The following is a 22,933-nucleotide window of genomic DNA, read 5'->3' on the forward strand; positions in this document are numbered from 1 at the left end:
GTCAAGCGGGACACCCCGAACGATCTGGATCACGCCGAAGGTGGGCGAGCCTCTCCACGATGACGGATCCGCCACCGGCCCGTCACTCGCCGTGAGATTCCGCCACCGGATTCGAGACCCGCCATGCCGCCACGTCGAATGCAATCTCACCCAAGTGGCCAACCGGACACCGAGTGGCCATCCCAGATGAGATTTGGCCCCGAGTCTCGCGACGCTACCGGACGGCTGACGCGAAGGTGTGAAGTGCGCGAGGTGGAGTAGTGGGAAGGGGCTGCCGTCTGCATCGCACAACAGCGGCGAACCCACGCCGCGGCCCCGGTGCATGTCGTCGACGAACAGCCTTTCCATCTTCCCGGTCTCGGGGCCGGAGAATCCGGCGGCGACGCGTCAACTGCTGCCTGTGTGGTCGAGAGCGGGCTGCCACGACGCATTGCTCGTGGTGGGCGACGCGTCATCGGTGATGGAGTTGTGCGTCGCCTGCATCCCTCGTTCCAGCTGGCGGCCAGGACCGGAATCTCTTCCTCGTCGACGCGCCCACGTGGTTCGATGCTTCTTCATCGGTCACGGCCGCACCTGAGACCGCGCTCGTGCGTGGTTGACGAGTCCAGAGACTCGTCAACCACGCACGGGCGCGGAGAGCCTCGCGAGGGTGGCGGCCCCGATGCGCTGTGCCGATTCGCCGAGTTGGGTTTCGCGGATGCGGGCGAGAGGGCGGTGTCCGGAACCGGTTGCGAGAGAGGCATAGACGTCCCGCGCATGGTCGAGGAACAGCGGAGCCGAGCCGCTGACACCGCCGGCGATGACAACGAGGTCGGGGTCGTAGACGTCGCCGACCATGGCGAGTCCGACGCCCAGCCACCGTGCGAACTCCTCCATCGTGCGGATGGCCAGCGGGTCGCCGTCCCGCGCGGCGCTCGCGATCCGGCGGCCGGTGAGCGATCCCGGATCGCTCGCCACCTCGCGTGCGAGGATCGTCGAACTCGTGGGGTCGGCGGCGAGAAGCTCGATGGCCGTGTCCACGAGTGCTGTTCCGCTGCAATACCGTTCCCAGCACCCGCGCTTGCCGCAGGCGCAGGGTCTGCCGCCCGGAACCACCTGCAGGTGGCCGAGTTCGGGAGCGACTCCGTGGCTCCCGCGGTACAGCGTCCCGTCGATGAGCAGGGCCGCACCGATGCCGGTGCCGATCGCGACCATCACCACGTTGCGACCGCCGGCGGCGGCCCCGAACCGGTGCTCCGCCCACGCGGCCGCGTTCGCGTCGTGTTCGAGGACCACCGGCAGCCCGAGCCGCTCGCTGAGGTCGTTGGCGACCGGCACGTTCTTCCACGGCAGGTGCGGCGCGAACCGCACGGTGGTGAGGTCGGGGGTGATGAAGCCGGCCACCGCAAGCCCGACGGCGGACACGGGATGGCGGCCCGCGAGTTCGCGAACGGCACGGTCGAGCGCGTCCTCGAGGGCCTTGGCCGATTGCGGTGTGGGCGCCTGCACGGAATCGAGCACCTCGCCGGTGTCGTCGACCACGCAGGCCCGGATACTGGTACCACCGACGTCGATGCCGACGGTGAGAGCGGAGACAGGCACGGAGGCGACGGTACTCACCGTGCCGAGGCCGTCGCCGCCTCGGGTACCGCCCGGGAATCCTCCCAGGCATCGAGCCGGCTGATCGCGGTCCGGGCGACCACCTGTTGTTCCGTGACGGCGAGGTGTCCCCGGGTCCGGCCCAGGAACGACCACGTCCAGGACATGGCGGTCGCGAGCCGGCTCTTGAATCCGACGATGTAGACCAGGTGGATCAGGAGCCACAGCAGCCAGGCGAGCAACCCGGTCAGTTGGAGGCGGCCGACCTTCGCGACCGCATTGAAGCGGGAGATCATCGCCATGCTGCCCTTGTCCGTGTAGCGGAACGGGGCGCGTTCGGGCTTGTCGCGACCCTTCCGGTGGGCCCGCACCTCGGCGGCGATCAGCTGCGCGGCGTAGCGGCCACCCTGGATCGCGACCTGCGCGACGCCGGGAAGACCGTCCCGGTTCATCATGTCCCCGACGACGAAGACGTTGCTGTGGCCGGGCAGGGTGAGGTCGGGTTCGACGAGGACCCGGCCCGCGCGGTCGGTGCCGGCGCCGGTCTGTTCGGCGAGTTGCCTGCCCAGCGGGCTGGCTGCGACGCCCGCAGACCAGATCTTGCAGGTGGCCTCGATCCGCCGCTCGGCTCCGTCCTGGTCGCGGACGGTGAGTCCGTCGTCGTCGACGTCGGTCACCATCGCGCCCAACTGGATCTCGACCCCGAGATTCCCCAAAGTGTCCGCGGCCGCCCGGCGCAGCTTGTCGTCGAACGGCGGGAGCACCGTCGGCGCCGCGTCGAGCAGGATGATGCGCGCGTCACGGGGATCGATGGTGCGGTACGCGCCGGCGAGAGTGCGATGCGCGAGCTGGGCGATCTCGCCCGCCATCTCGACTCCGGTGGGTCCGGCGCCGACTACGACGAACGTCAGCAGGCGCGCCCGCTCGGCCGGATCGGTGCTCACCTCGGCGCTTTCGAAGGCCCCGAGGATGCGGCCGCGCAGCTCGAGGGCGTCGTCGATCGTCTTCATTCCAGGTGCGTGCTCGGCGAAATGGTCGTTGCCGAAATAGGATTGGCGGGCGCCCGCCGACACGACGAGACTGTCGTACTCGGTGACGGTCGTGCGGCCCCGGTGGGTGGACGTGACGGTCCGGTCGGCGACGTCGATCTTCTCGACTCCGCCGATGAGGACGGACGCGTTCTGCTGGTCCTCGAGGACGAGCCGGGTCGCGGGCGCGATCTCGCCCTCGGACAGGATTCCCGTCGCCACCTGGTACAGCAGCGGCTGGAACAGGTGATGCGTCGTGCGATCGATCAGAGTGACATCGACGTCCGTCCGTTTCAGGGCCTTGGTGGCGAAGAGGCCGCCGAATCCCGATCCGATGACCACGACCCGATGACGGCGGGCGAGAGAGGTGTCGCTCATGAAGTTCCTTTCGATCGAACGGACGCCGCGCCGGACCGCGGACGGTCCGGCGCGGAGAACCAGTACTTATGCGTTCTGGGGGAATCCGAGGTTGAGGCCGCCGTGGCTGGGGTCGAGCCAGCGGGTGGTGACGACCTTGCCGCGGGTGAAGAAGTGCACGCCTTCGGCGCCGTGGGCGTGGGTGTCGCCGAACAGGGAGTTCTTCCAGCCCCCGAAGGAGTAGTAGGCCATCGGGACGGGGATGGGGACGTTGATGCCGACCATGCCGACCTCGACCTCGTTCTGGAATCGGCGGGCGGCGCCGCCGTCGTTGGTGAAGATGGCGGTGCCGTTGCCGAACTGGCTGGAGTTCACCAGTTCGAGGGCTTCGTCGTAGGAGTCGACGCGGATCACGGAGAGGACGGGTCCGAAGATCTCGTCGGTGTACACGGACATGTCGGTGGTGACGTGGTCGATCAGGGTGGGGCCGAGCCAGAATCCGTCCTTGCCGCCGTCGGCCTGCACCTGCCGGCCGTCGACGACGATGGTGGCCCCGTCGTTTTCGCCGGCGTCGATGTAGGAGGCGACCTTGTCGCGGTGCACCTTCGTCACCAGCGGACCCATGTCGGAATCGCGGGTGCCGTCACCGATCTTCAACGTGTCGGTGCGGTCTTTGATCTTCGCGACCAGTTCGTCGGCGATGTCGCCGACGGCGACGAGGGCGGAGATCGCCATGCAGCGTTCGCCGGCGGATCCGAAGCCGGCGTTGACCATGGCGTCGGCCGCGAGGTCGAGGTCGGCGTCCGGGAGGACGATGGCGTGGTTCTTCGCCCCACCCAATGCTTGGACGCGTTTGCCGTGGGCGGTGCCGGTGGCGTAGACGTACTGGGCGATGGGGGTGGACCCGACGAAGCTGATGGCCTTGATTGCGGGGTTGGTGAGGAGTTCGTCGACGGAGGTCTTGTCGCCCTGCAGGACGTTGAACACCCCGGCCGGGAGGCCGGCTTCGGCCCAGAGTTCGGCCATCCAGATGGCGGCGGTGGGGTCCTTCTCGGACGGCTTCAACACCACCGTGTTGCCGGCGGCGATGGCGATGGGGAAGAACCACATCGGGACCATGGCGGGGAAGTTGAAGGGGGAGATGATGCCGACGGGGCCGACGGGTTGGCGGAGGGAGGAGACGTCGACGTTGGTGGAGGCGTTTTCGGTCATGTCGCCTTTGAGCAGGTGGGCGATGCCGCAGGCGAATTCGACGACTTCCTGGCCGCGGGAGACTTCGCCGAGGGCGTCGGAGACGACCTTGCCGTGTTCGGAGGTGATGATTTCGGCGAGTTCGCCCTTGCGCTCGTTGAGCAGTTCCCGGAACTTGAAGATGATCTGGGTGCGCTTGGCGAGGGAGGTGTCGCGCCAGGCGGGGAAGGCGGCGGCTGCGGCGTCGATGACGGCGCGGGCGTCCTCGACGCTGGCGAGGGCGACCTGTCCGGTGACGGCGCCGGTGGCCGGGTTGGTGACGGGGGCGGTGTTGCCGCTGGTGCCGGCGAAGGTCTTGCCGTCGGACCAGTGTGCGATCTCGCGAGTGATGTTGGTGCTCATGTGTTGTCCTTTCACCGCGTGCGCGCGATGTAATCCTTCATGGTCTTCAGTTGGTAGCGGGAGACGTCGTGTGCGTTCTCGTCCTCGGCGAAAACGCTGGACACCATCACCGCGTCGGGCTTGTCGTAGAAGCCGAGTTCGCCGAGACCGCCGAAGAACTCGTCCCAGTCGAGGTCGCCGTCACCGATCTTGAGGTGCTGGTGCACACGAACCGGGTTGCCGGGCGGATTGGTGATGTACCGGAGTCCGTGCGAGCGATGGTGATCCATCGTGTCCGCGACGTGAACGAGCCGGAGCATGTCGCCCGCCGTGCGCATGATCTCGAGCATTCCGGCGCCCATGTGATAGCTGTGGCACGCGACGAACACGAGGCCGAAGTTTTTGGAATTGATGCCACGGATCATCCGGATGGCGTCCAGGCCGTTCTCCACGAAGTCGTCGGGGTGCGGGTCGATGCGAACGTCGATGCCTTCACGCTCGATGATGGGGACGAGTTCCTCCATCGACCGGTAGAAGGCGCGCTCCGACTCCTCGGCCTTCTCCGGCCGGCCGCTGAACTCGGTGTTCATCACGTTCACGCCGAGGTCGACGGTGATCTGGATGGCGCGCTTCCAGTACCGCACCGCCGCCTCGCGGGCGTCCTCGTCCGGGCCGGACCACCGCAGGACCGGCAACACCGAGGCGATGCCGACGCCGGCGTCGCTGCAGGCCTTGCGGAACTGACGGACCAGTTCGTCGTCGGCCTTCGGGTGGTTGAAGAACGGGATCATGTCGCGGTGCGGCGTGAGCTGCAGGTGCTCGAAGCCGAGTTCCGCGACGACAGCCGGCAATTCGAGCAGCGAGTAGTCGTGGTGGAACGGGGTGGGATCGAGTGCGATCTTCATCGTGATCAGGCTCCCGGTCCGATGGGTCGCTCCGCAGGCTCCGCTCCCGGAATGGAGGAACGGTCGACCATCTCGACGGTGACGCGCTCGCCCGTCTCCAGTGACTGCACGCCGGCCGCGCACACGGCGGCGGCGGCGTAGCCGTCCCACGCGCCGGGGCCGTCGACGTAGTTACCCGTCTCCGCGCCCGTGCGGACGGCGTTCACCCACCGCTGGATCTCGACGTCGTACGCCTGGCCGAAGCGTTCCTTGAACGACGGGGTGATCTCTCCGCCGTACATGCCTGCACCCGAGCGGCCGGTTCCCGCGCCGGTACCGTACTTGCGGACCAGTCCGACGTCGAGGCCGATGAACGCCGAACCCTTCTCGGCGACGATCTCGGTGCGCACCTCGTAGGCGACACCGGTGGTCACGAACAGTTCGACGTCGACGTGACGACCGGACTCGGTGCTGAAGAACGCGATCTGCGGGTCCTGAAGTCCCTCGGGCGCACCGGGGTTCGCGGCGGGCTTGAGGACGTGGACCGACGTGATCTCCTCGTCGAACAGGAAGCGGGTGACGTCCACCTCGTGGACCAGCGAATCCTTGACGATCATCGAGCTGTCGAAGCTCGGCGGCACCACCGGGTTGCGGTGCACGCAGTGGGCGAGGAGCACCCGCCCGAACACGCCGTCGTCGATGAGGGACTTCAGCTGCTCGTACTCGTGATCGAAGCGCCGCATGAAGCCGACCTGGATCAGCTTCTTGCCGAGCTCGGCTTCCGCCTTGACGATCTCGAGGGACGTGGCGACATCGGTGGTCAGCGGCTTCTCACACATCACCGGCTTGCTGTGCTCGAGGCAGGCCAGGAGCTGCTTCTCGTGTGTCGGGCCGGGGGTGGCCAGGACGACCGCGTCGACACCGGGGTCGGCGATCGCGTCGAGCGGGTCGTTGACCACGCGGCAACCGGGGATTCCGGCCGCGATCTCCTCGGCCTTCTCGGTGAAGTAGTCGTTGACGACGGCGACGGTCGCACCCTTGATGCGGTCGGTGATCCGCGCGACGTGGTCGGCGCCCATCATTCCGACACCCAGGACGGCGATGCGCAGGTCGTTGCTCTCGGACATAGCTGACTAGCTCCTGACGTGGTCGGTTAGACGAACTTGACGGACGGGATCCCGCAGGACCCCAGGTACTTGCGGGTGCGCTGGGCGATCGGGAGCGGCACGTCCACGGCGCAGGGGTAGAGATCCTGCTCGACGATCGCGAACACGTCGATGTCGAGCTTCTCGATCGCGGCGAGCAGCGGCGGCAGGTCGGGGATGCCGAGCGGGGGCTCGATCATCGCGCCGAGTTTGACGGCTTCGCCGAACGGCAGGTCCTCGGCCTCGACCTTGGCGCGAACCTCGGGATCGACCTGCTTGAGGTGCAGGTATCCGATCCGTTCGGGGGCCCGCTCGATGATCGCGAGGTTGTCGCCGCCGCAGTAGCTGATGTGGCCGGTGTCGAGGCAGAGGTTGACGAATTCGCTGTCCGTGCCGTCGAGGAAGCGGTACACGTTCTCCTCGGTGTCGACGTGGCTGTCGGCGTGCGGGTGGTACTGCGCCTTGACGCCGTACTGCTCGAACATCTTCTTGCCCAGCTCGTTCATGCCGCCGGTCTTCTTCTTCCACTGTTCCGCGGTGAGGTTGCGGTCCTCGAGCACCTCGCCGGTGCCCGGGTCGCGCCACATCTCCGGGATCACGACCACGTGCTTGCCGCCGACGGCGGCGGTCAGCTTCGCGACGTCCTCGATCTGGGTCCACACGGCATCCCAGGAGTCGTCCTGGTGCAGGTGCTCGAAGACGGTGCCCGCCGACAGCTTCAGATTGTGGGCGGCCAGTTCGTCGCGGAGTTGCTGCGGGTCGGTGGGCAGGTAGCCGTACGGCCCCAGCTCGATCCACTCGTAACCGGATGCGGACACCTCGTCGAGGAACCGGCCGTAGGGGGTCTGCTGCGGGTCTTCCGGGAACCACACGCCCCAGGAGTCGGGGGCCGATCCGACGCGAATGACGCTCATCGGGAAATCCTTTCGAAAGTTCTGCTGGGGGCGGGTCAGTTGCCGGACGGGCGGAGGAACGGACGCTGGATCTTCTTCCACTGCGCGTACGTCTCGTACGCGTTCTGCGTGGACTCGAGGGTGCTGGTCGAGCTGACCGGGACGTCCCACCAGGATTCGCTGTCCGGGGCGGCGATCCGGGGGTCCGTCTCGACGTGGATGACGGTGGTCTTGTCGCTCGCCTTCGCTACCTTGACGGCGTCGGCGAACGCGGCGGCCGTGTTCGCGCGGATCACGTCGGCGCCGAGGCTCGCCGCGTTGGCCGCCAGATCGACGGGCAGGATGTCGCCGTCGAGCCGGCCGTTGTCACCCCGGTAGCGGTAGTCGGTGCCGAAACGCTGGGAGCCCAGTGATTCCGACAGCGATCCGATGGACGCGAAGCCGTGATTCTGCACGAGGACCACGATGACCTTGACGTTCTCCTGCACGGCCGTGACGAGTTCGGTGGCCATCATCAGGTAGGAGCCGTCGCCGACCATGATGAACACGTCGCGGTCGGGGCATGCCATCTTGGCGCCGATACCACCGGCGACCTCGTAGCCCATGCAGGAGAATCCGTACTCGACGTGGTAACCCTTCGAGTCGCGGGTGCGCCACAGCTTGTGCAGGTCGCCGGGCATGGAGCCGGCGGCGCACACGACGACGTCGCGAGGATCGGACAGCGTGTTGGCGAGGCCGATGACCTGGTTCTGGTTGAGGCCGAGCGAGTCGTCGTCGATCTTGTAGACCGCGTCGACCGTGGACTCCCAGTGTTCTGCGAGTTCGGCTGTGCGCAGACGATACTCGTCGGAAACCCGGTAGTCGCCGAGGGCCGCGGTGAGCGCCTCGAGTGCCTCGCGGGCATCCGCGACGACGCTGACGCCACCCTGCTTCACCGAGTCGATCGACGCCACGTTGATGTTGACGAACCGCACGTCGGGGTTGTTGAACGCGGTGCGCGACGCCGTGGTGAAGTCGCTGTAGCGCGTGCCGATGCCGATGATCACGTCGGCCTCGGTGGCGAGAGCGTTGGCCGCGGTCGTGCCCGTCGAGCCGATCGCCCCGACCGACTGCGGGTGGTCGTACGGCAGCGAACCCTTGCCGGCCTGACTCTGGCCGACCGGAATGCCGGTCGACTCGACGAACGAGGCCAGCGCCTCGGTGGCGCCGGAGTAGATGAGGCCACCGCCCGCGACGATCAGCGGCTTCTTCGCCGACCGGATGACGTCCGCGGCCCGCGCGATCGCCGACTTCTCGGGGAGCGGCCGGGCGACGTGCCACGTGCGCTCGGCGAACATCGACTCGGGCCAGTCGAACGCCTCCGCCTGCACGTCCTGCGGGATGGCGACGGTGGCCGCGCCCGTCTCGACAGGGTCGGTCAGCACGCGCATCGCGCCGAGCAGCGCCGACGGCAACTGCTCGGGCCGCCAGACGCGGTCGAAGTAGCGCGACAGCGGCTTGAACGCGTCGTTGACGGTGACGTCCCCACTCGACGGCAGTTCGAGTTCCTGCAGCACCGGTGCGCTCGCGCGGGTGGCGAACGTGTCGGCGGGCAGCAGCAGGACGGGCAGCCGGTTGATGGTGGCGAGCGCCGCACCGGTCAGCATGTTGGTCGAGCCGGGGCCGACGCTGGCCGACACGGCCCAGGTCTGCAGGCGATCCTTCTGGCGTGCGTACGCGACCGCGCTGTGCACCATCGCCTGCTCGTTACGGCCGAGGACGTACGGCAGTTCCGGTTCGGTGCCGGCCTCGACGGCGTCGATCTCGGCCTGCAGCAGCGCCTGACCGAGACCGGCGACGTTGCCGTGACCGAAGATGCCGAAGCAGCCTGCGAAGAACTTGGTGCGTTCGCCGTCCCGCTCGACGTATTGGCCGGCGAGGAATCGGATGGTCGCCTGAGCCACCGTGAGGTGGACGGTGCCCTCGGCGTTGGGGTTCTTGCTCGCCGACATCGGCGCGGTGGACACCACGGTCATGCTCCTTCGGACGGTGCGTGGAGGGGGAGGCGGGGATCGACGGTCTGGTGTTCCCAGCTGCCGCGCAGCCAGGTGTGTGCCGGGTCGTCGCAGATGTTCCAGGAACGTTCTTCGCCCGGCCCGGCCATCACGTTCAGGTAGTACATGTGATGTCCGGGGGCGGCGATCGACGGTCCGTGGTAGCCGTGCGGGACGAGGACCACGTCGCCGGATCGCACTTCCTCGAGCACCTCGATGGGCCGCTCGGGAGTGCCGTACACACGATGGTAGCCGAATCCGGTGCCGCCGAAATCCACTGCGGTGTCGCCGGCTTCGGCGATCTCGAAGTAGTAGATCTCCTCGAGCTGGGATTCGACGTCGCTGTTTTCGTCGTGCTTGTGGCTCGGGTACGACGACCAGTTGCCGCCGGGCGTGATGACCTCGCACGCGATGATCGAGTCGGCCTCGAATCGGTCGGCGGTGCCGAAGTTGTGCACCTGCCGGCTGCAGTTGCCCGCGCCGCGCAGTTCGACGGACACGTCCGCGGCCGGAACGTACCGGAACGGGAACTTCTGCCGGGCGCGGGCGCCGCACAGTGCGAAACGGCCACCGGTCGCGCTCGCCACCGTGTAGGCGGAGGCCCGTCCCACGTAGGCGAAGTCGCTCGGCCCGTCGAACACGGACCGGCGCCCGGTGAGCGCGAACTTGGTCCCCTCACTCGACACCGACGCCGACCCGGCCAGCGGCACGACGATGATCTCGTCGTCGCCGGTGGTGAGTTCGGCCGACCCGCCGGGTGCCAGGGTGAGCACCCGGAGGCTCGATTCCGTCCAGCCCGCCGACTCGGGGGTGACCTCGAGGTCGAACGGCCCGGTGGCCGCGGAACCGACCGGAACGTAGTACTTGCTGTTCATCGTGGGCCTCTCCGGCGTGCGTCAGTGAACGAGGGATACGGCGGTGTCGACCGCGGCGGCGACGTCCTCGTCCCGCGGGTACAGCAGGGTGCGTCCGACGATCAGGCCGCGGACCGATGGCAGTGCGAGGGCCTTCGCCCAGCTCGCGAACGTCTCCTCGGGGGCCGTCTGCGGGTCTCCGCCGAGCAGCAGCGTGGGGAGCGTCGTCGCGTCCATGACGCGTTCCATCTCGTCGACCACCGGAAGCTTCATCCAGGTGTAGGCGGACGTGGAGCCCAGTCCCTGGCTGATGTGGATGGACTTGATCACGGCGTCGGCGCTGAGGTCGTTCTTGACCTTGCCGTCGACACGCCGCGACAGGAAGGGTTCCACCATCGCCATCAGCCCGGCCGCGGCCAGCGAATCGACGGCCTCCGCGCAGGCGGTGAGGGTGGAGAGGGTGCCCGGATCGTCGAGGTCGATGCGGCACAGCATCTTTCCGCCGTTCATGCCGGCCTTCGCGGTGCCCGCCGCGCTGTAGCCGGTCATCCGGTCGTCGAGTTCGAAGCTGGCGCCTGCCAGGCCGCCGCGGTTCATCGACGAGATGACCACCTTGTCGTCCAGCGCGCCGAGCAGCACCAGATCGTCGAGGATGTCGGCGGTGGCGAGCACGCCGTCCACGCCGGGATTGCGCAGCGCGGTGCGGAGGCGGTCGAGGAGATCGGTGCGACTGTTCATCGCGGTCGGGCGGTCGCCGACCGACAGCGCGCCGCGGGCGGGGTGGTCGGCGGCGACGATCATGAGTCGGCCGTTGCCGCGCACCGTGGGCCGGGCGATGCGGGTCGCCCAGGCACGGTCGATGGCGGCCGGATCACTGGCGCGTACCTCGGTGACGTCGGCGTAGGACGCGCAGACTGCGCGGTGAGCGAGAGTTTCAGACATTGACAGCCTCCGAAGCGGTGGATTCGGCGAGCTCACGGACCTCGTCGGCCGTCGGCATCGCGGTGGAGCATTCGAGCCGGGAAGCGACGATCGCCCCCGCGGCGTTGGCGTAGCGCAGGATCTTCTCGAGCGGCCACCCGGCGAGCAGGCCGTGGCACAGCGACCCGCCGAAGCTGTCGCCGGCGCCCAGGCCGTTGACGACGTCGACCTCGTTGGGCGGCACCGTGATGGACTGCGTGCGGGTCTTGCCGAGCACACCCTTGGGGCCCTGCTTGACGATGGCCAGTTCGACGCCGAGGTCGAGCAGCGCATCGGCGGCCTTGTGGGCGTTGGTCTCGCCGACCGCGATCTCGCACTCCTCGCGGTTGCCGACCGCGACGGTGACGTGCTGGAGGGCACGCTGCACCTGCGCGGTGGCGTCGGCGGGGGAGGACCAGAACATCGGGCGGTAGTCGAGGTCGAGAACGGTGTGGCTGCGACGTCCGCGAGCTTCCCATGCGGCGAAATGTGCGCTGCGGCTGGGCTCTTCGGACAGTCCGGTGACGGTCGACCAGTACAGCTTCGCGTCGCGGACCGCGTCGAGGTCGAGGTCTGCGGGCTTCACCTGCAGGTCCGGGGCGACCGGCTTGCGGTAGAAGTACAGCGGGAAGTCGTCCGGCGGGAAGATCTCGCAGAACGTGACGGGGGTCGGGTGGTCGGTGTCGATGCCGACGTACCGGTTGTCGACGCCGAGATCGGTGAGTGCGGTGCGGACGTAGCGTCCGAACGGATCGTTGCCGACGCCCGAGATGAGAGCGCTGCGGCAGCCGAGGCGGGCGGCGGCGACGGCGACGTTGGCGGCGCTTCCGCCGAGGAACTTGCCGAACGTCTCGACGTGCTCGAGTCCGACGCCGGTCTGCAATGGGTAGATGTCCACACCGCAGCGCCCGATGGCGAGGACGTCCAATCCGTTCCGGTTGGGTTGCGTCTGGTTGGTGGTCAAGGCTGACTCCCGAATAGGTCGTTGTGGGTGGTCTGCGCAGGGCGCCGAGGTCTGGTTGAAACTGTGCTCCACATCACCGGCTCCTGTCAAGACTTTGTCCTGACATTATTACTTGAAGTCAATCTGGTGTTAGTGTTCGCATACACTGCCGGAAAGATCGGCGGCGGCGGACGTCGCCACGCGCACGAGGATCGGAGTTGTCCGTGGGTGCACCACTCGCAGTCGAGCTCGACAGATCGAGCCCGGTTCCGCTGTATTTCCAGCTCGCGCAGACGATCGAGAACGCGATCATCGGCGGGGAACTCGCGCCCGGCGACCGCTTCGAGAACGAACTGGCGCTCGCCAAACGACTGAACCTGTCGCGCCCGACCACGCGCCGCGCCATCCAGGAACTCGTCGACAAGGGATTGCTCGTCCGCAAACGCGGTGTCGGCACGCAAGTCGTGCAGAGCGCCGTGCACCGGCCGGTCGAGCTCACCAGTCTCTTCGACGACCTCGCCCGCGCAGGGCAGAGCCCGACCACCAAGCTCCTCGACTACCAGGTCGCCGTGCCTGCCGAGGACGTGGCCGCCGAACTCAACCTGCAACCCGGCAGCGAGGTCGCGTCCATCCGGCGCCTCCGCAGCACCAACGGCGAACCACTCGCGCTGATGACCAACCACATCCCGGTGGATCTCGCGCCGGACCCCGACGAACTCGAGGCGCACGGCCTCTACCACGCACTCCGCGCCCGCGGCGTGCACATTCGCCTCGCACGGCAACGCATCGGCGCGAAAGCGGCGAGCAAGGCGGAGGCGTCACTCCTCGACGAGAAGACCGGGGCGCCGCTGCTCACGATGAACCGGACCGCGTTCGACGACTCGGGAAGCGCCGTCGAGTTCGGCAGCCACTGCTACCGGGCGTCGCGGTACTACTTCGACACCACCGTTGTCGATCGTTAGGACGGGGCGCGCGACGTCGTTCCCCCGGGGAATGGCCCTGCTGGTGGCGGGCGCCCTCTTCATGGAGATTCTCGACGCCACCATCATCGCCCCCGCCGTCCCGCTGATCGCCGACTCCTTCGGCGTCGACCCCGTCGACGTCAACATCGCGATCTCCGCCTACCTCGTCACGGTCGCGGTCCTCATCCCGGCGAGCGGGTGGGTGGCCGACCGGTTCGGGACCCGCCGGGTGTTCGTGGCCGCCATCGCCGTGTTCACCCTGGCGTCCATCGGGTGCGCCGCGAGTGTGTCGTTGCCGATGCTCGTCGCGATGCGGGTGCTGCAGGGAGTCGGCGGCGCCATGATGGTGCCGGTCGGACGGCTCGCGGTGCTGCGGTCGAGCACGAAGGGCGATCTCGTCCGCGCGATAGCCCTGCTGACGTGGCCCGCGCTCGCCGCGCCCGTCATCGCGCCCCTGCTCGGCGGCGCGATCGCCACGGTGGGCTCGTGGCGGTGGATCTTCGTCATCAACATTCCCATCGGGGTCCTCGGAATCCTGCTGTCGCTGAGGCTGGTTCACGGGGCCGGCTCGCGGTCGGCGAGGAGGCTGGACTGGCGGGGCCTGCTCGGGGTCGGAACGGGGATCGCGGCGGCGCTGATCGCCCTGGAAAGTATCCGCGTGACGGGCACGGACTGGCGCCGGGTCGCGCTCGGGGGAGTGGTCGCGGTCGTCCTGCTGGTCGCGTCCGCGGTCCATCTCGTCCGCACACCGCACCCACTCGTCGACGTCCGCGTGCTGCGCGTCCGGACGCTGCGCGCCACCGTCACCGGAGGTTCGCTCTACCGCCTGATCGTGACGGCCGTGCCCTTCCTGCTGCCACTGCAGTTCCAACTCGGCTTCGGCTGGACGCCGTTTCTCGCGGGTTTACTCGTCGCCGCGCTGTTCGCAGGCAACATCGCGATCAAACCCTTCACGACGCCGCTGATGCGGCGCTTCGGTATCAGGCCGATCCTGCTGGTGAACGCGCTGCTGTCGGTGGGCTGCTTCGGGTTGCTCGCCGCACTGAGTTCGTCGACCCCGATGCCCGTCATCGCGGCGGTCCTCTTCGTGAGCGGAGCCCTGCGTTCGGTCGGATTCACCGCGTACAACAGTCTCGCGTTCTCCGACGTCGATCGCGCCGACCTCACGCACGCGAACACTCTGAATGCCGCGGTGCAGGAACTGGCAGCCGGCCTCGGGATCGCACTCGGGGCTCTCGCGCTCACCGCGTTCACGCCGCTGGCGACGTCGTCCGAGCACGGGTTCGGTTCCGAATATTCTTGGACCTTCGTCCTTTTGGGCGTGCTGATGCTCGGCACGGTAGTCGACACGCTGCGTCTGCCGCGCGACGCCGGTGCATCGGTCACGCGCTGAGCGCGTCCCTTATTTCGGCATTTCCGCTCGATTTCCGGGCCCACAGCGGTGACACGTGCGCCCGCGCATTTGATATGTGGTCCTAATGTCCAGACAAACTATTGACTTTCGGGTGTGACGCGTATTACATCTAAGGCACACGGCCAAGACGTCAACGAGCCGTTCGTCCCCCCGAGAGGAAAAACAGATGAACTTCCCCAATCGGCGTCGCGTGGCAGTGCTGGCCTGCGCGAGTGCCCTGGTGACGAGCCTCGCGGCGTGCTCGAGCACCGGCGGCAAGCCGGACAGCAGCGGCTCCGGGATCGGCGCGGGCAGCGCCGACACCCCGCGCATCACGATCGCGATGGTCACCCACGCGGCGCCGGGTGACACGTTCTGGGACCTGATCCGCACCGGTGCGCAGGATGCCGCCGACAAGGACAACGTCGAACTGAAGTACTCCTCCGATCCTCAGGCCCCCAACCAGGCCAACCTCGTGCAGACGGCGATCGACTCCAAGGTCGACGGCCTCGCACTCACCCTCGCCACCCCCGAAGCGATGGCGCCCGCCGTCAAGAGCGCGCAGGACGCGGGTATCCCGATTTCCGCGTTCAACGCCGGATACGGCGCTTGGAAGGACATGGGCGTCACGCAGTACTTCGGGCAGGACGAGACCATCGCCGGCCAGGCTGCGGGCAACCGGCTGAACGACGACGGCGCCAAGCACGTCGTCTGCGTCATTCAGCAGCAGGGCCAGATTCAGCTCGAATCCCGTTGCGCCGGTGCCAAGCAGACGTTCCGCGGCACGTTCGAGACGCTCAACGTCAACGGCGAGGACATGCCGTCGGTGAACTCGACGATCGCCGCCAAGCTCCAGCAGGACCCGTCCATCGACGGCGTGCTCGCGCTCGGCGCGCCGATCGCCCTCACCGCCGTCCAGTCCGTCGGTAACGCGGGCAGCCCCGCCAAGGTCTTCACGTTCGACACCAACGCCGCGCTCGTCGACGCCATCTCCGACGGCAGCGTGCAGTGGGCCATCGACCAGCAGCCGTACCTGCAGGGCTACCTGGCGATCGATTCGCTGTGGCTCTACCTGAACAACGGCAACGTCATCGGCGGCGGCGGGCCGACACTGACCGGGCCGTCGTTCATCGACAAGACCAACATCGACAAGGTCGCCGAGTACGCCAAGGCCGGCACCCGCTGACCGGCGGTCGATTCACATGACAGGACACACGATCCGGACCCCGGTGGGTCCATCTCTCGCACACACAATCACCGTCACCATCGACCCGGTCGCAGGACCGGCCGGCACCGCACAACGCTGAGATCCACCGGCGCGGAGAGGAAATCATGTCCACACAGCAAGATCTGGACCTTGCCAGTCACAAGGTCGTCCACGACGAACGGGTGAAGGAACAAAAACGCCTGCAACGGCTGCTGGTCCGCCCCGAGATCGGGTCCCTGTTCGGTGCGATCGCGATCTTCGTCTTCTTCATGGTCGTCGCACCCCCGTTCCGCAGCCCCGAGGCGCTGGCCACGGTGCTCTACGCCTCCTCCACGATCGGGATCATGGCCTGCGCGGTCGCGCTGCTGATGATCGGCGGGGAGTTCGACCTCTCCGCCGGCGTCGCGGTCACCACCAGCTCGCTGGCGGCGTCGATGATCGCCTACAACCTGCACCTGAACCTGTGGGCCGGCGCCGCCCTCGCCCTGGTTGTCTCGCTCGCGGTCGGGTTCTTCAACGGCTACCTGGTGATGAAGACGAAGATCCCCAGCTTCCTGATCACGCTGAGCTCGTTCCTGATGCTCACCGGCATCAACCTGGCGGTCACCAAACTCGTCACCGGGCAGGTCGCCACCCCCAGCGTCTCGGACATGGCCGGTTTCGACTCGGCGAAGAAGGTGTTCGCGTCCTCGTTCGTCGTCGGCGGGGTGTCGGTGCGGATCACCGTGCTGTGGTGGCTGCTGTTCACCGCGATCGCCACCTGGGTGCTGTTCAAGACCCGGATCGGGAACTGGATCTTCGCCGTCGGCGGCAACCAGGACTCCGCCCGCGCCATCGGCGTCCCGGTCACCAGGGTCAAGATCGGGTTGTTCATGACCGTCGGGTTCGCCGCCTGGTTCGTCGGCATGCACCTGCTGTTCTCGTTCAACACCGTCCAATCCGGGCAGGGCATCGGCAACGAGTTCCTCTACATCATCGCCGCGGTGATCGGTGGCTGCCTGCTCACCGGCGGGTACGGCACCGCGATCGGCGCCGCGATCGGCGCGTTCATCTTCGGCATGACGAACCAGGGCATCGTCTACGCCGGCTGGAACCCGGACTGGTTCAAGTTCTTCCTCGGCGCGATGCTGCTGTTCGCGGTCATCGCCAACAACGCCTTCCGCAACTACGCCGCCAAGAGGTGACCCGTATGAGTACCATCGAACAGATGCCCGTCGATACCGAACCCGGTGGTGGCGACAAGATCCCGCTGATCGAACTGAAACACGTCGGCAAGCAGTACGGCAACATCATCGCCCTGCAGGACATCAACCTGCGCGTGAAGGCCGGGGAGGTCACCGGTGTGCTCGGCGACAACGGGGCCGGCAAGTCCACCCTGATCAAGATCATGGCCGGGCTGCACCAGCAGAGCGAGGGCGAGCTGCTCGTCGACGGTGAAGCCCTCACGTTCGGCTCCCCGAAGGAGGCCCTGTCCAAGGGCATCGCCACCGTGTACCAGGACCTGGCGGTGGTATCGCTGATGCCGGTGTGGCGCAACTTCTTCCTCGGCCAGGAACTGCGGAAGGGACCGCTCAAGACCCTCGACGCGAACGGTATGCGCGCCACCACGATGTCCGAGTTGTCGAAGATGGGCATCGAGCTGCCCGACGTCGACGCCCCCATCGGCTCGCTCTCCGGCGGTCAGCGCCAGTGCGTGGCGATCGCCCGGGCGATCTTCTTCGGCGCCCGCGTCCTGATCCTCGACGAGCCCACCGCCGCCCTCGGTGTCAAACAGTCCGGGATGGTGCTGCGCTACATCTCCGCCGCCAAGGAACAGGGCTTCGGGGTCGTGTTCATCACCCACAACCCGCACCACGCCTACATGGTCGGCGACCACTTCGTGCTCCTCAACCGCGGCCGGCAGAAACTGGACTGCACCTTCGACGAGATCAGCCTCGAAGAACTCACCCAGCAGATGGCCGGCGGCGACGAACTCGAAGCACTCACCCACGAACTCCGGCGCTAGGAACCGACACGACGATGCGCCCGGCACACGTGCCGGGCGCATCGTTCGTTTCCGAGTGGATCAGACCTTCGCGTTCGCTTTCGTCTTCGTGAGCGCGACGTCCTCCTTGTCGAGGTCGAGCAGCGGGGTGCGGGAGTTCTCCTTGGCGGTGGAGGCGGACGCCGCGGCGATGAGTGCGCAGACGGCGGTGAAGATCGCCACCGGCACCCAGTTCTTGGGGTCGCCGCCGCGGAGGGCCTGGGCGATGGTCGGTGCGAAACCGGCCAGAGCGAAACCGAGCTGAGTGCCGATCGCCATGCCGGAGTAGCGAACCCGTGAGGAGAACATCTCGGCGTAGAACGCGGGCCAGATGGCGTTGGTCCCGGCGTAGACGCCACCCATCAGCAGGATGCCCGCCAGGAAGATCATCGTGACGTTGCCGGTGCCGATCGCGGCGAAGTACAGGAAGATTCCGGCGGCCGAACCGATTGCGCCGCCGATGAACACAGGCTTGCGGCCGATGCGGTCGGACAGGATGCCGAACAGCGGCTGCGAGACGAGGGCCACCGTGTTGGCGGCGATCGCGACCCACAGCATGGTGGTGCGGCTCATCCCGACCTCCGGGGTGGTGGCGTATGCGAGGCCGAACACGGAGAACACGGTGCTGACGACGGCGATGAAGGCGCAGAAGACGACGCGCAGAACGTCGCGCCAGTGCGTGCGGAAGAGGTCGACGACGGGCAGCGGGGCGGGCGCCTCGTCCAGCGCCTCCTTGTTGGCGATGAAGATCTCGGGCTCTTCGAGCTTGCGACGCACGATGTAGGCGACGACGAGGACGAGCAGGCTGCACCAGAACGGGACGCGCCAGCCCCAGCTGTAGAGGGTCTCGTCGGGCAGTGCGGCGACGGGGATGAACGCGAGACTCGCGACGATGAAGCCGGCCTGGGTGCCGGTGAGCGTCCAGCTGCAGAAGAAGCCGCGACGGTGAGCGGGGGAGTGCTCGAGGGTGAGTGAGCCCGCACCCGACTGTTCGCCGGCCGCGGAGACGCCCTGGCAGATGCGCAGGAGCACCAGCAGCACCGGGCCGACCATCCCGGCCTGCTCGGACGACGGGAGGCAGCCGATCAGGAACGTGACGACGCCCATGAGCACCAGGCAGAACATCATCACCTTCTTGCGCCCGGCCCGGTCGCCGAAGTGTCCGACGAACACGGCACCGATGGGGCGTGCGACGTAGGAGATGCCGAACGTGGCCAGCGACAGCAGCAGCGGGTTCTTCGATCCCTCGAAGAACACGTGCGGGAACACCAGCGCGGCAGCCGAGGCGAAGATGTAGAAGTCGTAGTACTCGAGCAGGCTGCCGAAGAAGGCGGCCTTCGCGGCCTTCTTCGCGTTGGTGGGATCAGCGTTGGGGTCGACGGAGGAGCGGCCTTTGCCGTCACCATTTCGACCGGAGACGCCGGTGCCGTAGTCGATGGTCATCGATACTCCTGGGGAGCGAGGAATGTGAACACTGGCGGCTCGAACGAGCAGGTGTTCGTAGGTCGTATAAGCAAGGTAACCCAGGTCACAGCCTCGAGTCAATAATGGTCGAAATAGTTAGTTCATACTTTTCCCGGCTGCTGCAGGTAGGCCAGGACGACGTCGCCGATCATTGCGCGCAGGTGGGGGCGGTTCTCCGCGCCGGTGAGATCCCAGTCGAACAGCGCCTTGAACGTGTACCGATTCGCCACCCGGAAGACGCAGTACGAGCTGATGAGCATGTGGATGTCGAGCGCCGTCGTGTCGGTGCGGAAGATGCCCGCGTCCTGCCCCCGCTGGAGGATCCGATCGAGCGTGCGGATCGCCGGCGCCTGCGTCTCGGGGAGGCCCTCGGCCTGGACGAGGTTGACGCCGCGATTGGTGTTCTCGATCGCGACGAGGCGGATGAAATCGGGGTGCGCCTCGTGATGGTCGAACGTCAGCTCGGCGAGTGCCCGGATCGCCTCGGCCGGCTCGAGGTGGTCGACGTCGAGTTGGGACTCCTCGTAGCGAATCTCCTCGTAGGCGCGCTGCAGGACCGCCCGGTACAGGCCGTCCTTGTCGCCGAAGTAGTAGTAGAGCATCCGTTTCGTGGTGGCGGTCTTCGCCGCGATCTCGTCGATGCGGGCCCCGGTCAGGCCCTTGTCGGCGAACTCCGTCATCGCCACCCGCAGGATGTTCTCCCGGGTCTTCTCGGGATTGCGCGTGCGCTTGGCCGCCTGCTTCTCGGGGATGGCGCCCGTGGTCTCGCTTCGTGTCATTCCTGGAACTCCTGCCTGTGCTGTCTTCCGCGCGGTATGGAGGTATGCTACCGTGACATAACTCACTAGATAGTTAATTAGTTCTCGCCCTCTCCCGGAAGTGATCCCCATGACCTCTCGTGACCTCGATGCCCCCACCGCCCGCCCGTCCTACCTGTGCGGTCTGATCGGCACCGGGATCTCGAAATCGCTGACCCCGCCGCTGCACGAGGCAGAGGGTCGCGCGCAGGGTCTCGGGTACGTCTACCGGATCCTCGACCTCGACACGCTGGGCATGGGTGTCGAGGGACTGCCGCGGCTCCTCGGCGCCGCCAAGCTCCTCGGATTCAACGGGCTCAACATCACGCATCCCTGCAAGCAGGCGATCATTCCGCTGCTCGACGACCTGTCCGACGACGCCCGCAAACTCGGCGCGGTCAACACGGTCCACATCGACGGCGGGCGCCTGATCGGCCACAACACCGACTGGTCCGGATTTGCGCGCAACATGGACGAGGGCCTCGAAGGCGCGCCGATGAACCGCGTCGTGCAACTCGGGGCGGGCGGGGCCGGAGCGGCCGTCGCCTATGCAGCCCTCACCCGGGGCGTCGGACACTTCACGATCATCGACGCCGACGCCACGCGCTCGACGGCTCTGCGCGACTCGCTCGCCGAACTGTTCCCGGACCGGGAGATCCAGGCAGGCGACCTCGCCGCCGTTCCCGCCGCGGTCGGTGCGGCCCAGGGTCTCATCCACGCGACGCCGATCGGCATGGCGGCACACCCCGGCATGGCACTCGACGCCGCACTGCTGCGCCCCGACCTGTGGGTCGCGGATGTCGTCTACCGTCCGGCCGAGACCGAACTCCTCCGCCGCGCCCGTGAAATCGGCGCCCGGACGCTGAGCGGAATCGGCATGACCATCGGTCAGGCCGTCGACTCCTTCCGGATCTTCACCGGCCTCGAACCGGACGCCCAGCGGATGCGTGAGTACATGGGTCTGCTGTTGGAAGCGGAGGACGCCGCCGCGCTCGCGGGCGCGTAAGGCCCGCGTCTGCCACACGGCGGCGCAGACTGTCACGGTGAGGTTATTGCTGCTCGCCGACACTCATGTCCCGAAACGGGCGCGAGACCTGCCCGCCCGGGTGTGGGACGAGGTCGACCGCGCCGACGTGGTGATCCACGCCGGCGACTGGGTCGATCTCCCCACGTTCGAGGCGCTGCGCTCACGCTCGGCGCGACTCGTGGCGTGCTGGGGCAACAACGACGGCGACGACCTGCGGGCCCTGATGCCGGAGCGAGCCGACGTGACCCTGGACGGTGTGCGCATCACCGTCGTGCACGAGACCGGGGCCGCCGCTGGCAGGGAGAAACGGATGTCGGCCGCCTTCCCGGACACCGACGTCCTGGTCTTCGGGCACAGCCACATTCCCTGGGACACCACCACGGAAACCGGTCTGCGACTGCTGAACCCGGGATCGCCGACCGATCGGCGGCGTCAGCCGCACTGCACGTACCTGACCGCCACCGTGCGCGACGGGGAACTCGGCGACGTGGAGTTGCACCGGTTGTGACCGGCCCCGGACGCACATCGGCGAGCAGGCCCGGAGCCTGCTCGCCGATGTGCGTGCGCTGAAAGCCGCTGGATCAGACCCGCTCGAACACCGCGGCCAGTCCCTGACCGCCGCCGATGCACATCGTCTCGAGCCCGTAGCGGGATTCGCGACGGTCCATCTCCCGCAGGAGGGTGGCGAGGATGCGACCGCCGGTGGCTCCGACGGGGTGCCCGAGCGAGATGCCGGACCCGTTGGGGTTGAGGCGTTCGTCGGTGGGGTCGAGGTCCCAGCTGCGGAGGACGGCGAGGGTCTGCGCGGCGAAGGCCTCGTTCAGTTCGATGACACCCAGGTCGGACAGTGACAGTCCGAGCTGACCGAGCGCCTTCTCCGTGGCGGGCACCGGGCCGATGCCCATGGTGCGCGGCGGGACCCCGGCCACGGCCCACGACGCCATCCGGGCGAGGGGCTTCAGTCCCAGTTCCTTCGCCTTCTCGGCGGTCGTCACGATGCACACGGCGGCGCCGTCGTTCTGTCCGCTGGCGTTGCCGGCGGTGACGGTGGAGGCGGAGTCGATCTTGGAGCGGATGGCGCGAAGCTTGGACAGCGACTCCACCGTGGTGTCGGCGCGCGGGTGCTCGTCCTTGTCGACGACGAGCGGGTCCGACTTGCGTTGCGGTACCGTCACTCCGACGATCTCCTCGGCGAAGCGCCCCGATTCCTGCGCGGCGACGGCCCGCTGGTGCGACTGCACGGCGAGCGCGTCCTGGTCCTCACGGCTGATGTCGAACTCGGCGCGCAGGTTTTCGGCGGTCTCGATCATGCCGCCGGGCACGGGGAAGTTCGCGCCGCCGGCGGTGACGCGGGCGCGGGCGAGCCGGTCGGCGAGTTGCACCCCTTCGCCCTTGACGCCCCAGCGGATGTTGGGGTTGGTGTAGAACTCGGCCTGGCTCATGGATTCGGCGCCGCCGGCGAGCACGAGGTCGTTGCCGCCGGACGCCACCTGCAGCACGGCGGTGATGACGGCCTGCAGACCGGATCCGCAGCGGCGATCCACCTGCATGCCGGGGACGTCGATGCCGAGTCCGGCGTCGAGGGCGGCGATCCGGCCGAGGGCCGGGGCCTCTCCGCCCGGGGACGCCTGACCGAGGATGACGTCGTCGATCTGGCTGCCGTCGATGCCGGTGCGTTCGACGAGCGCCGTGATGACGGTGGCGGCGAGGCTCTGGGGAGTGATGTCCTTGAACACTCCGCCGAACCGCCCGACCGGCGTCCGGAGGGGCTCGCAGATGACGACGTCACGCATGGAAAGGCCTTTCGTGAAGA

General features: G+C 67.7%; 20 protein-coding genes. 7 read left to right on the forward strand and 13 right to left on the reverse strand.

Going from position 1 to position 22,933, the window contains the following annotated elements:
- Positions 1-615: 615 nt before the first annotated feature.
- The 10 genes from BLV94_RS40495 to iolC form a co-directional block, all read right to left on the reverse strand.
- Positions 616-1,599: an ROK family protein gene (locus BLV94_RS40495; RefSeq protein ID WP_072947088.1), complete on the reverse strand. Its 984-nt coding sequence runs from the start codon at positions 1,597-1,599 to the stop codon at positions 616-618.
- Positions 1,596-2,984 (reverse strand): NAD(P)/FAD-dependent oxidoreductase, encoded by a 1,389-nt coding sequence (locus BLV94_RS40500; RefSeq protein WP_072947089.1) that lies wholly within the window; start codon positions 2,982-2,984, stop codon positions 1,596-1,598. Before BLV94_RS40500 ends, BLV94_RS40495 begins: the two co-directional genes overlap by 4 nt.
- A 66-nt stretch (positions 2,985-3,050) precedes the next feature.
- Positions 3,051-4,556, reverse strand: a complete 1,506-nt coding sequence (locus tag BLV94_RS40505; protein ID WP_072947090.1) for a CoA-acylating methylmalonate-semialdehyde dehydrogenase — start codon at positions 4,554-4,556, stop codon at positions 3,051-3,053.
- 11 nt (positions 4,557-4,567) lie between these two features.
- Positions 4,568-5,440, reverse strand: a complete 873-nt coding sequence (locus BLV94_RS40510; protein ID WP_072947091.1) for a sugar phosphate isomerase/epimerase family protein — start codon at positions 5,438-5,440, stop codon at positions 4,568-4,570.
- A gap of 5 nt (positions 5,441-5,445) precedes the next feature.
- Positions 5,446-6,546 carry a Gfo/Idh/MocA family protein gene (locus tag BLV94_RS40515; protein WP_072947092.1) on the reverse strand — a complete coding sequence of 367 codons (1,101 nt, stop codon included), beginning with the start codon at positions 6,544-6,546 and terminating at the stop codon, positions 5,446-5,448.
- Between the two features lie 26 nt (positions 6,547-6,572).
- On the reverse strand, positions 6,573-7,478 hold the full coding sequence (locus BLV94_RS40520) for a sugar phosphate isomerase/epimerase family protein (RefSeq protein ID WP_072947093.1): 906 nt from the start codon (positions 7,476-7,478) through the stop codon (positions 6,573-6,575).
- 35 nt (positions 7,479-7,513) lie between these two features.
- Positions 7,514-9,472 (reverse strand): 3D-(3,5/4)-trihydroxycyclohexane-1,2-dione acylhydrolase (decyclizing), encoded by a 1,959-nt coding sequence (gene iolD / locus BLV94_RS40525; protein ID WP_174705550.1) that lies wholly within the window; start codon positions 9,470-9,472, stop codon positions 7,514-7,516.
- Positions 9,469-10,365, reverse strand: coding sequence for a 5-deoxy-glucuronate isomerase (gene iolB / locus BLV94_RS40530; RefSeq protein ID WP_072947094.1), 897 nt, complete (start codon positions 10,363-10,365; stop codon positions 9,469-9,471). Before iolB ends, iolD begins: the two co-directional genes overlap by 4 nt.
- Before the next feature lie 21 nt (positions 10,366-10,386).
- Complete coding sequence (locus BLV94_RS40535; RefSeq protein WP_072947095.1) at positions 10,387-11,286, reverse strand: Cgl0159 family (beta/alpha)8-fold protein; 900 nt, start codon at positions 11,284-11,286, stop codon at positions 10,387-10,389.
- Positions 11,279-12,268 carry a 5-dehydro-2-deoxygluconokinase gene (gene iolC, locus BLV94_RS40540; protein WP_072947096.1) on the reverse strand — a complete coding sequence of 330 codons (990 nt, stop codon included), beginning with the start codon at positions 12,266-12,268 and terminating at the stop codon, positions 11,279-11,281. Before iolC ends, BLV94_RS40535 begins: the two co-directional genes overlap by 8 nt.
- Positions 12,269-12,471: 203 nt before the next feature.
- Here iolC and BLV94_RS40545 point away from each other — a divergent pair, with 203 nt between their 5' ends.
- The 5 genes from BLV94_RS40545 to BLV94_RS40565 all read left to right on the forward strand — a co-directional run bounded on the left by BLV94_RS40545 (position 12,472) and on the right by BLV94_RS40565 (position 17,814).
- Positions 12,472-13,209 carry a GntR family transcriptional regulator gene (locus tag BLV94_RS40545; protein WP_072947097.1) on the forward strand — a complete coding sequence of 246 codons (738 nt, stop codon included), beginning with the start codon at positions 12,472-12,474 and terminating at the stop codon, positions 13,207-13,209.
- A 31-nt stretch (positions 13,210-13,240) separates the two neighbouring features.
- Positions 13,241-14,602 carry an MFS transporter gene (locus BLV94_RS40550; RefSeq protein ID WP_072947098.1) on the forward strand — a complete coding sequence of 454 codons (1,362 nt, stop codon included), beginning with the start codon at positions 13,241-13,243 and terminating at the stop codon, positions 14,600-14,602.
- A 187-nt stretch (positions 14,603-14,789) separates the two neighbouring features.
- Positions 14,790-15,788: a substrate-binding domain-containing protein gene (locus BLV94_RS40555; RefSeq protein WP_072947099.1), complete on the forward strand. Its 999-nt coding sequence runs from the start codon at positions 14,790-14,792 to the stop codon at positions 15,786-15,788.
- Positions 15,789-15,934: 146 nt separating this feature from the next.
- Positions 15,935-16,993, forward strand: coding sequence for an ABC transporter permease (locus BLV94_RS40560; RefSeq protein ID WP_072951783.1), 1,059 nt, complete (start codon positions 15,935-15,937; stop codon positions 16,991-16,993).
- A 5-nt stretch (positions 16,994-16,998) separates the two neighbouring features.
- Positions 16,999-17,814 (forward strand): ATP-binding cassette domain-containing protein, encoded by an 816-nt coding sequence (locus BLV94_RS40565; RefSeq protein WP_072951781.1) that lies wholly within the window; start codon positions 16,999-17,001, stop codon positions 17,812-17,814.
- 60 nt (positions 17,815-17,874) lie between these two features.
- Here BLV94_RS40565 and BLV94_RS40570 read toward each other — a convergent pair whose 3' ends face one another.
- Both BLV94_RS40570 and BLV94_RS40575 read right to left on the reverse strand, forming a co-directional pair.
- The gene (locus BLV94_RS40570) at positions 17,875-19,275 is read right to left on the reverse strand and encodes an MFS transporter (RefSeq protein WP_072946548.1); all 1,401 of its coding nucleotides are present in this window, start codon (positions 19,273-19,275) and stop codon (positions 17,875-17,877) included.
- A gap of 122 nt (positions 19,276-19,397) precedes the next feature.
- Entirely contained in the window at positions 19,398-20,075 is a 678-nt protein-coding gene (locus BLV94_RS40575) for a TetR/AcrR family transcriptional regulator (RefSeq protein ID WP_072946549.1), read from the reverse strand.
- 109 nt (positions 20,076-20,184) lie between these two features.
- Here BLV94_RS40575 and BLV94_RS40580 point away from each other — a divergent pair, with 109 nt between their 5' ends.
- Together BLV94_RS40580 and BLV94_RS40585 are read left to right on the forward strand one after the other, a co-directional pair.
- Positions 20,185-21,099, forward strand: coding sequence for a shikimate dehydrogenase (locus tag BLV94_RS40580; protein ID WP_072946550.1), 915 nt, complete (start codon positions 20,185-20,187; stop codon positions 21,097-21,099).
- A gap of 37 nt (positions 21,100-21,136) precedes the next feature.
- A complete protein-coding gene (locus tag BLV94_RS40585; protein ID WP_072946551.1) occupies positions 21,137-21,628 on the forward strand; it encodes a metallophosphoesterase family protein in 492 nt (163 codons plus the stop codon).
- Between the two features lie 73 nt (positions 21,629-21,701).
- On the opposite strand, the gene BLV94_RS40590 is transcribed toward BLV94_RS40585, so the two are convergent.
- Complete coding sequence (locus BLV94_RS40590; RefSeq protein ID WP_072946552.1) at positions 21,702-22,913, reverse strand: acetyl-CoA C-acetyltransferase; 1,212 nt, start codon at positions 22,911-22,913, stop codon at positions 21,702-21,704.
- Between the last annotated feature and the right edge of the window lie 20 nt (positions 22,914-22,933).

It is taken from the genome of Rhodococcus koreensis (genome assembly GCF_900105905.1).
Lineage (GTDB): Bacteria > Actinomycetota > Actinomycetes > Mycobacteriales > Mycobacteriaceae > Rhodococcus_F > Rhodococcus_F koreensis.

Bases quoted from the DNA above. Each gene is read 5' to 3' on its own strand.
- BLV94_RS40500 (WP_072947089.1), bottom strand. From the start codon at position 2,984: ATGAGCGACACCTCTCTCGCCCGCCGTCATCGGGTCGTGGTCATCGGA.
- BLV94_RS40505 (WP_072947090.1), bottom strand. From the start codon at position 4,556: ATGAGCACCAACATCACTCGCGAGATCGCACACTGGTCCGACGGCAAG.
- BLV94_RS40510 (WP_072947091.1), bottom strand. From the start codon at position 5,440: ATGAAGATCGCACTCGATCCCACCCCGTTCCACCACGACTACTCGCTG.
- BLV94_RS40515 (WP_072947092.1), bottom strand. From the start codon at position 6,546: ATGTCCGAGAGCAACGACCTGCGCATCGCCGTCCTGGGTGTCGGAATG.
- BLV94_RS40520 (WP_072947093.1), bottom strand. From the start codon at position 7,478: ATGAGCGTCATTCGCGTCGGATCGGCCCCCGACTCCTGGGGCGTGTGG.
- iolD (WP_174705550.1), bottom strand. From the start codon at position 9,472: ATGACCGTGGTGTCCACCGCGCCGATGTCGGCGAGCAAGAACCCCAAC.
- iolB (WP_072947094.1), bottom strand. From the start codon at position 10,365: ATGAACAGCAAGTACTACGTTCCGGTCGGTTCCGCGGCCACCGGGCCG.
- BLV94_RS40535 (WP_072947095.1), bottom strand. From the start codon at position 11,286: ATGTCTGAAACTCTCGCTCACCGCGCAGTCTGCGCGTCCTACGCCGAC.
- BLV94_RS40550 (WP_072947098.1), top strand. From the start codon at position 13,241: ATGGCCCTGCTGGTGGCGGGCGCCCTCTTCATGGAGATTCTCGACGCC.
- BLV94_RS40555 (WP_072947099.1), top strand. From the start codon at position 14,790: ATGAACTTCCCCAATCGGCGTCGCGTGGCAGTGCTGGCCTGCGCGAGT.
- BLV94_RS40560 (WP_072951783.1), top strand. From the start codon at position 15,935: ATGTCCACACAGCAAGATCTGGACCTTGCCAGTCACAAGGTCGTCCAC.
- BLV94_RS40565 (WP_072951781.1), top strand. From the start codon at position 16,999: ATGAGTACCATCGAACAGATGCCCGTCGATACCGAACCCGGTGGTGGC.
- BLV94_RS40570 (WP_072946548.1), bottom strand. From the start codon at position 19,275: ATGACCATCGACTACGGCACCGGCGTCTCCGGTCGAAATGGTGACGGC.
- BLV94_RS40575 (WP_072946549.1), bottom strand. From the start codon at position 20,075: ATGACACGAAGCGAGACCACGGGCGCCATCCCCGAGAAGCAGGCGGCC.
- BLV94_RS40580 (WP_072946550.1), top strand. From the start codon at position 20,185: ATGACCTCTCGTGACCTCGATGCCCCCACCGCCCGCCCGTCCTACCTG.
- BLV94_RS40590 (WP_072946552.1), bottom strand. From the start codon at position 22,913: ATGCGTGACGTCGTCATCTGCGAGCCCCTCCGGACGCCGGTCGGGCGG.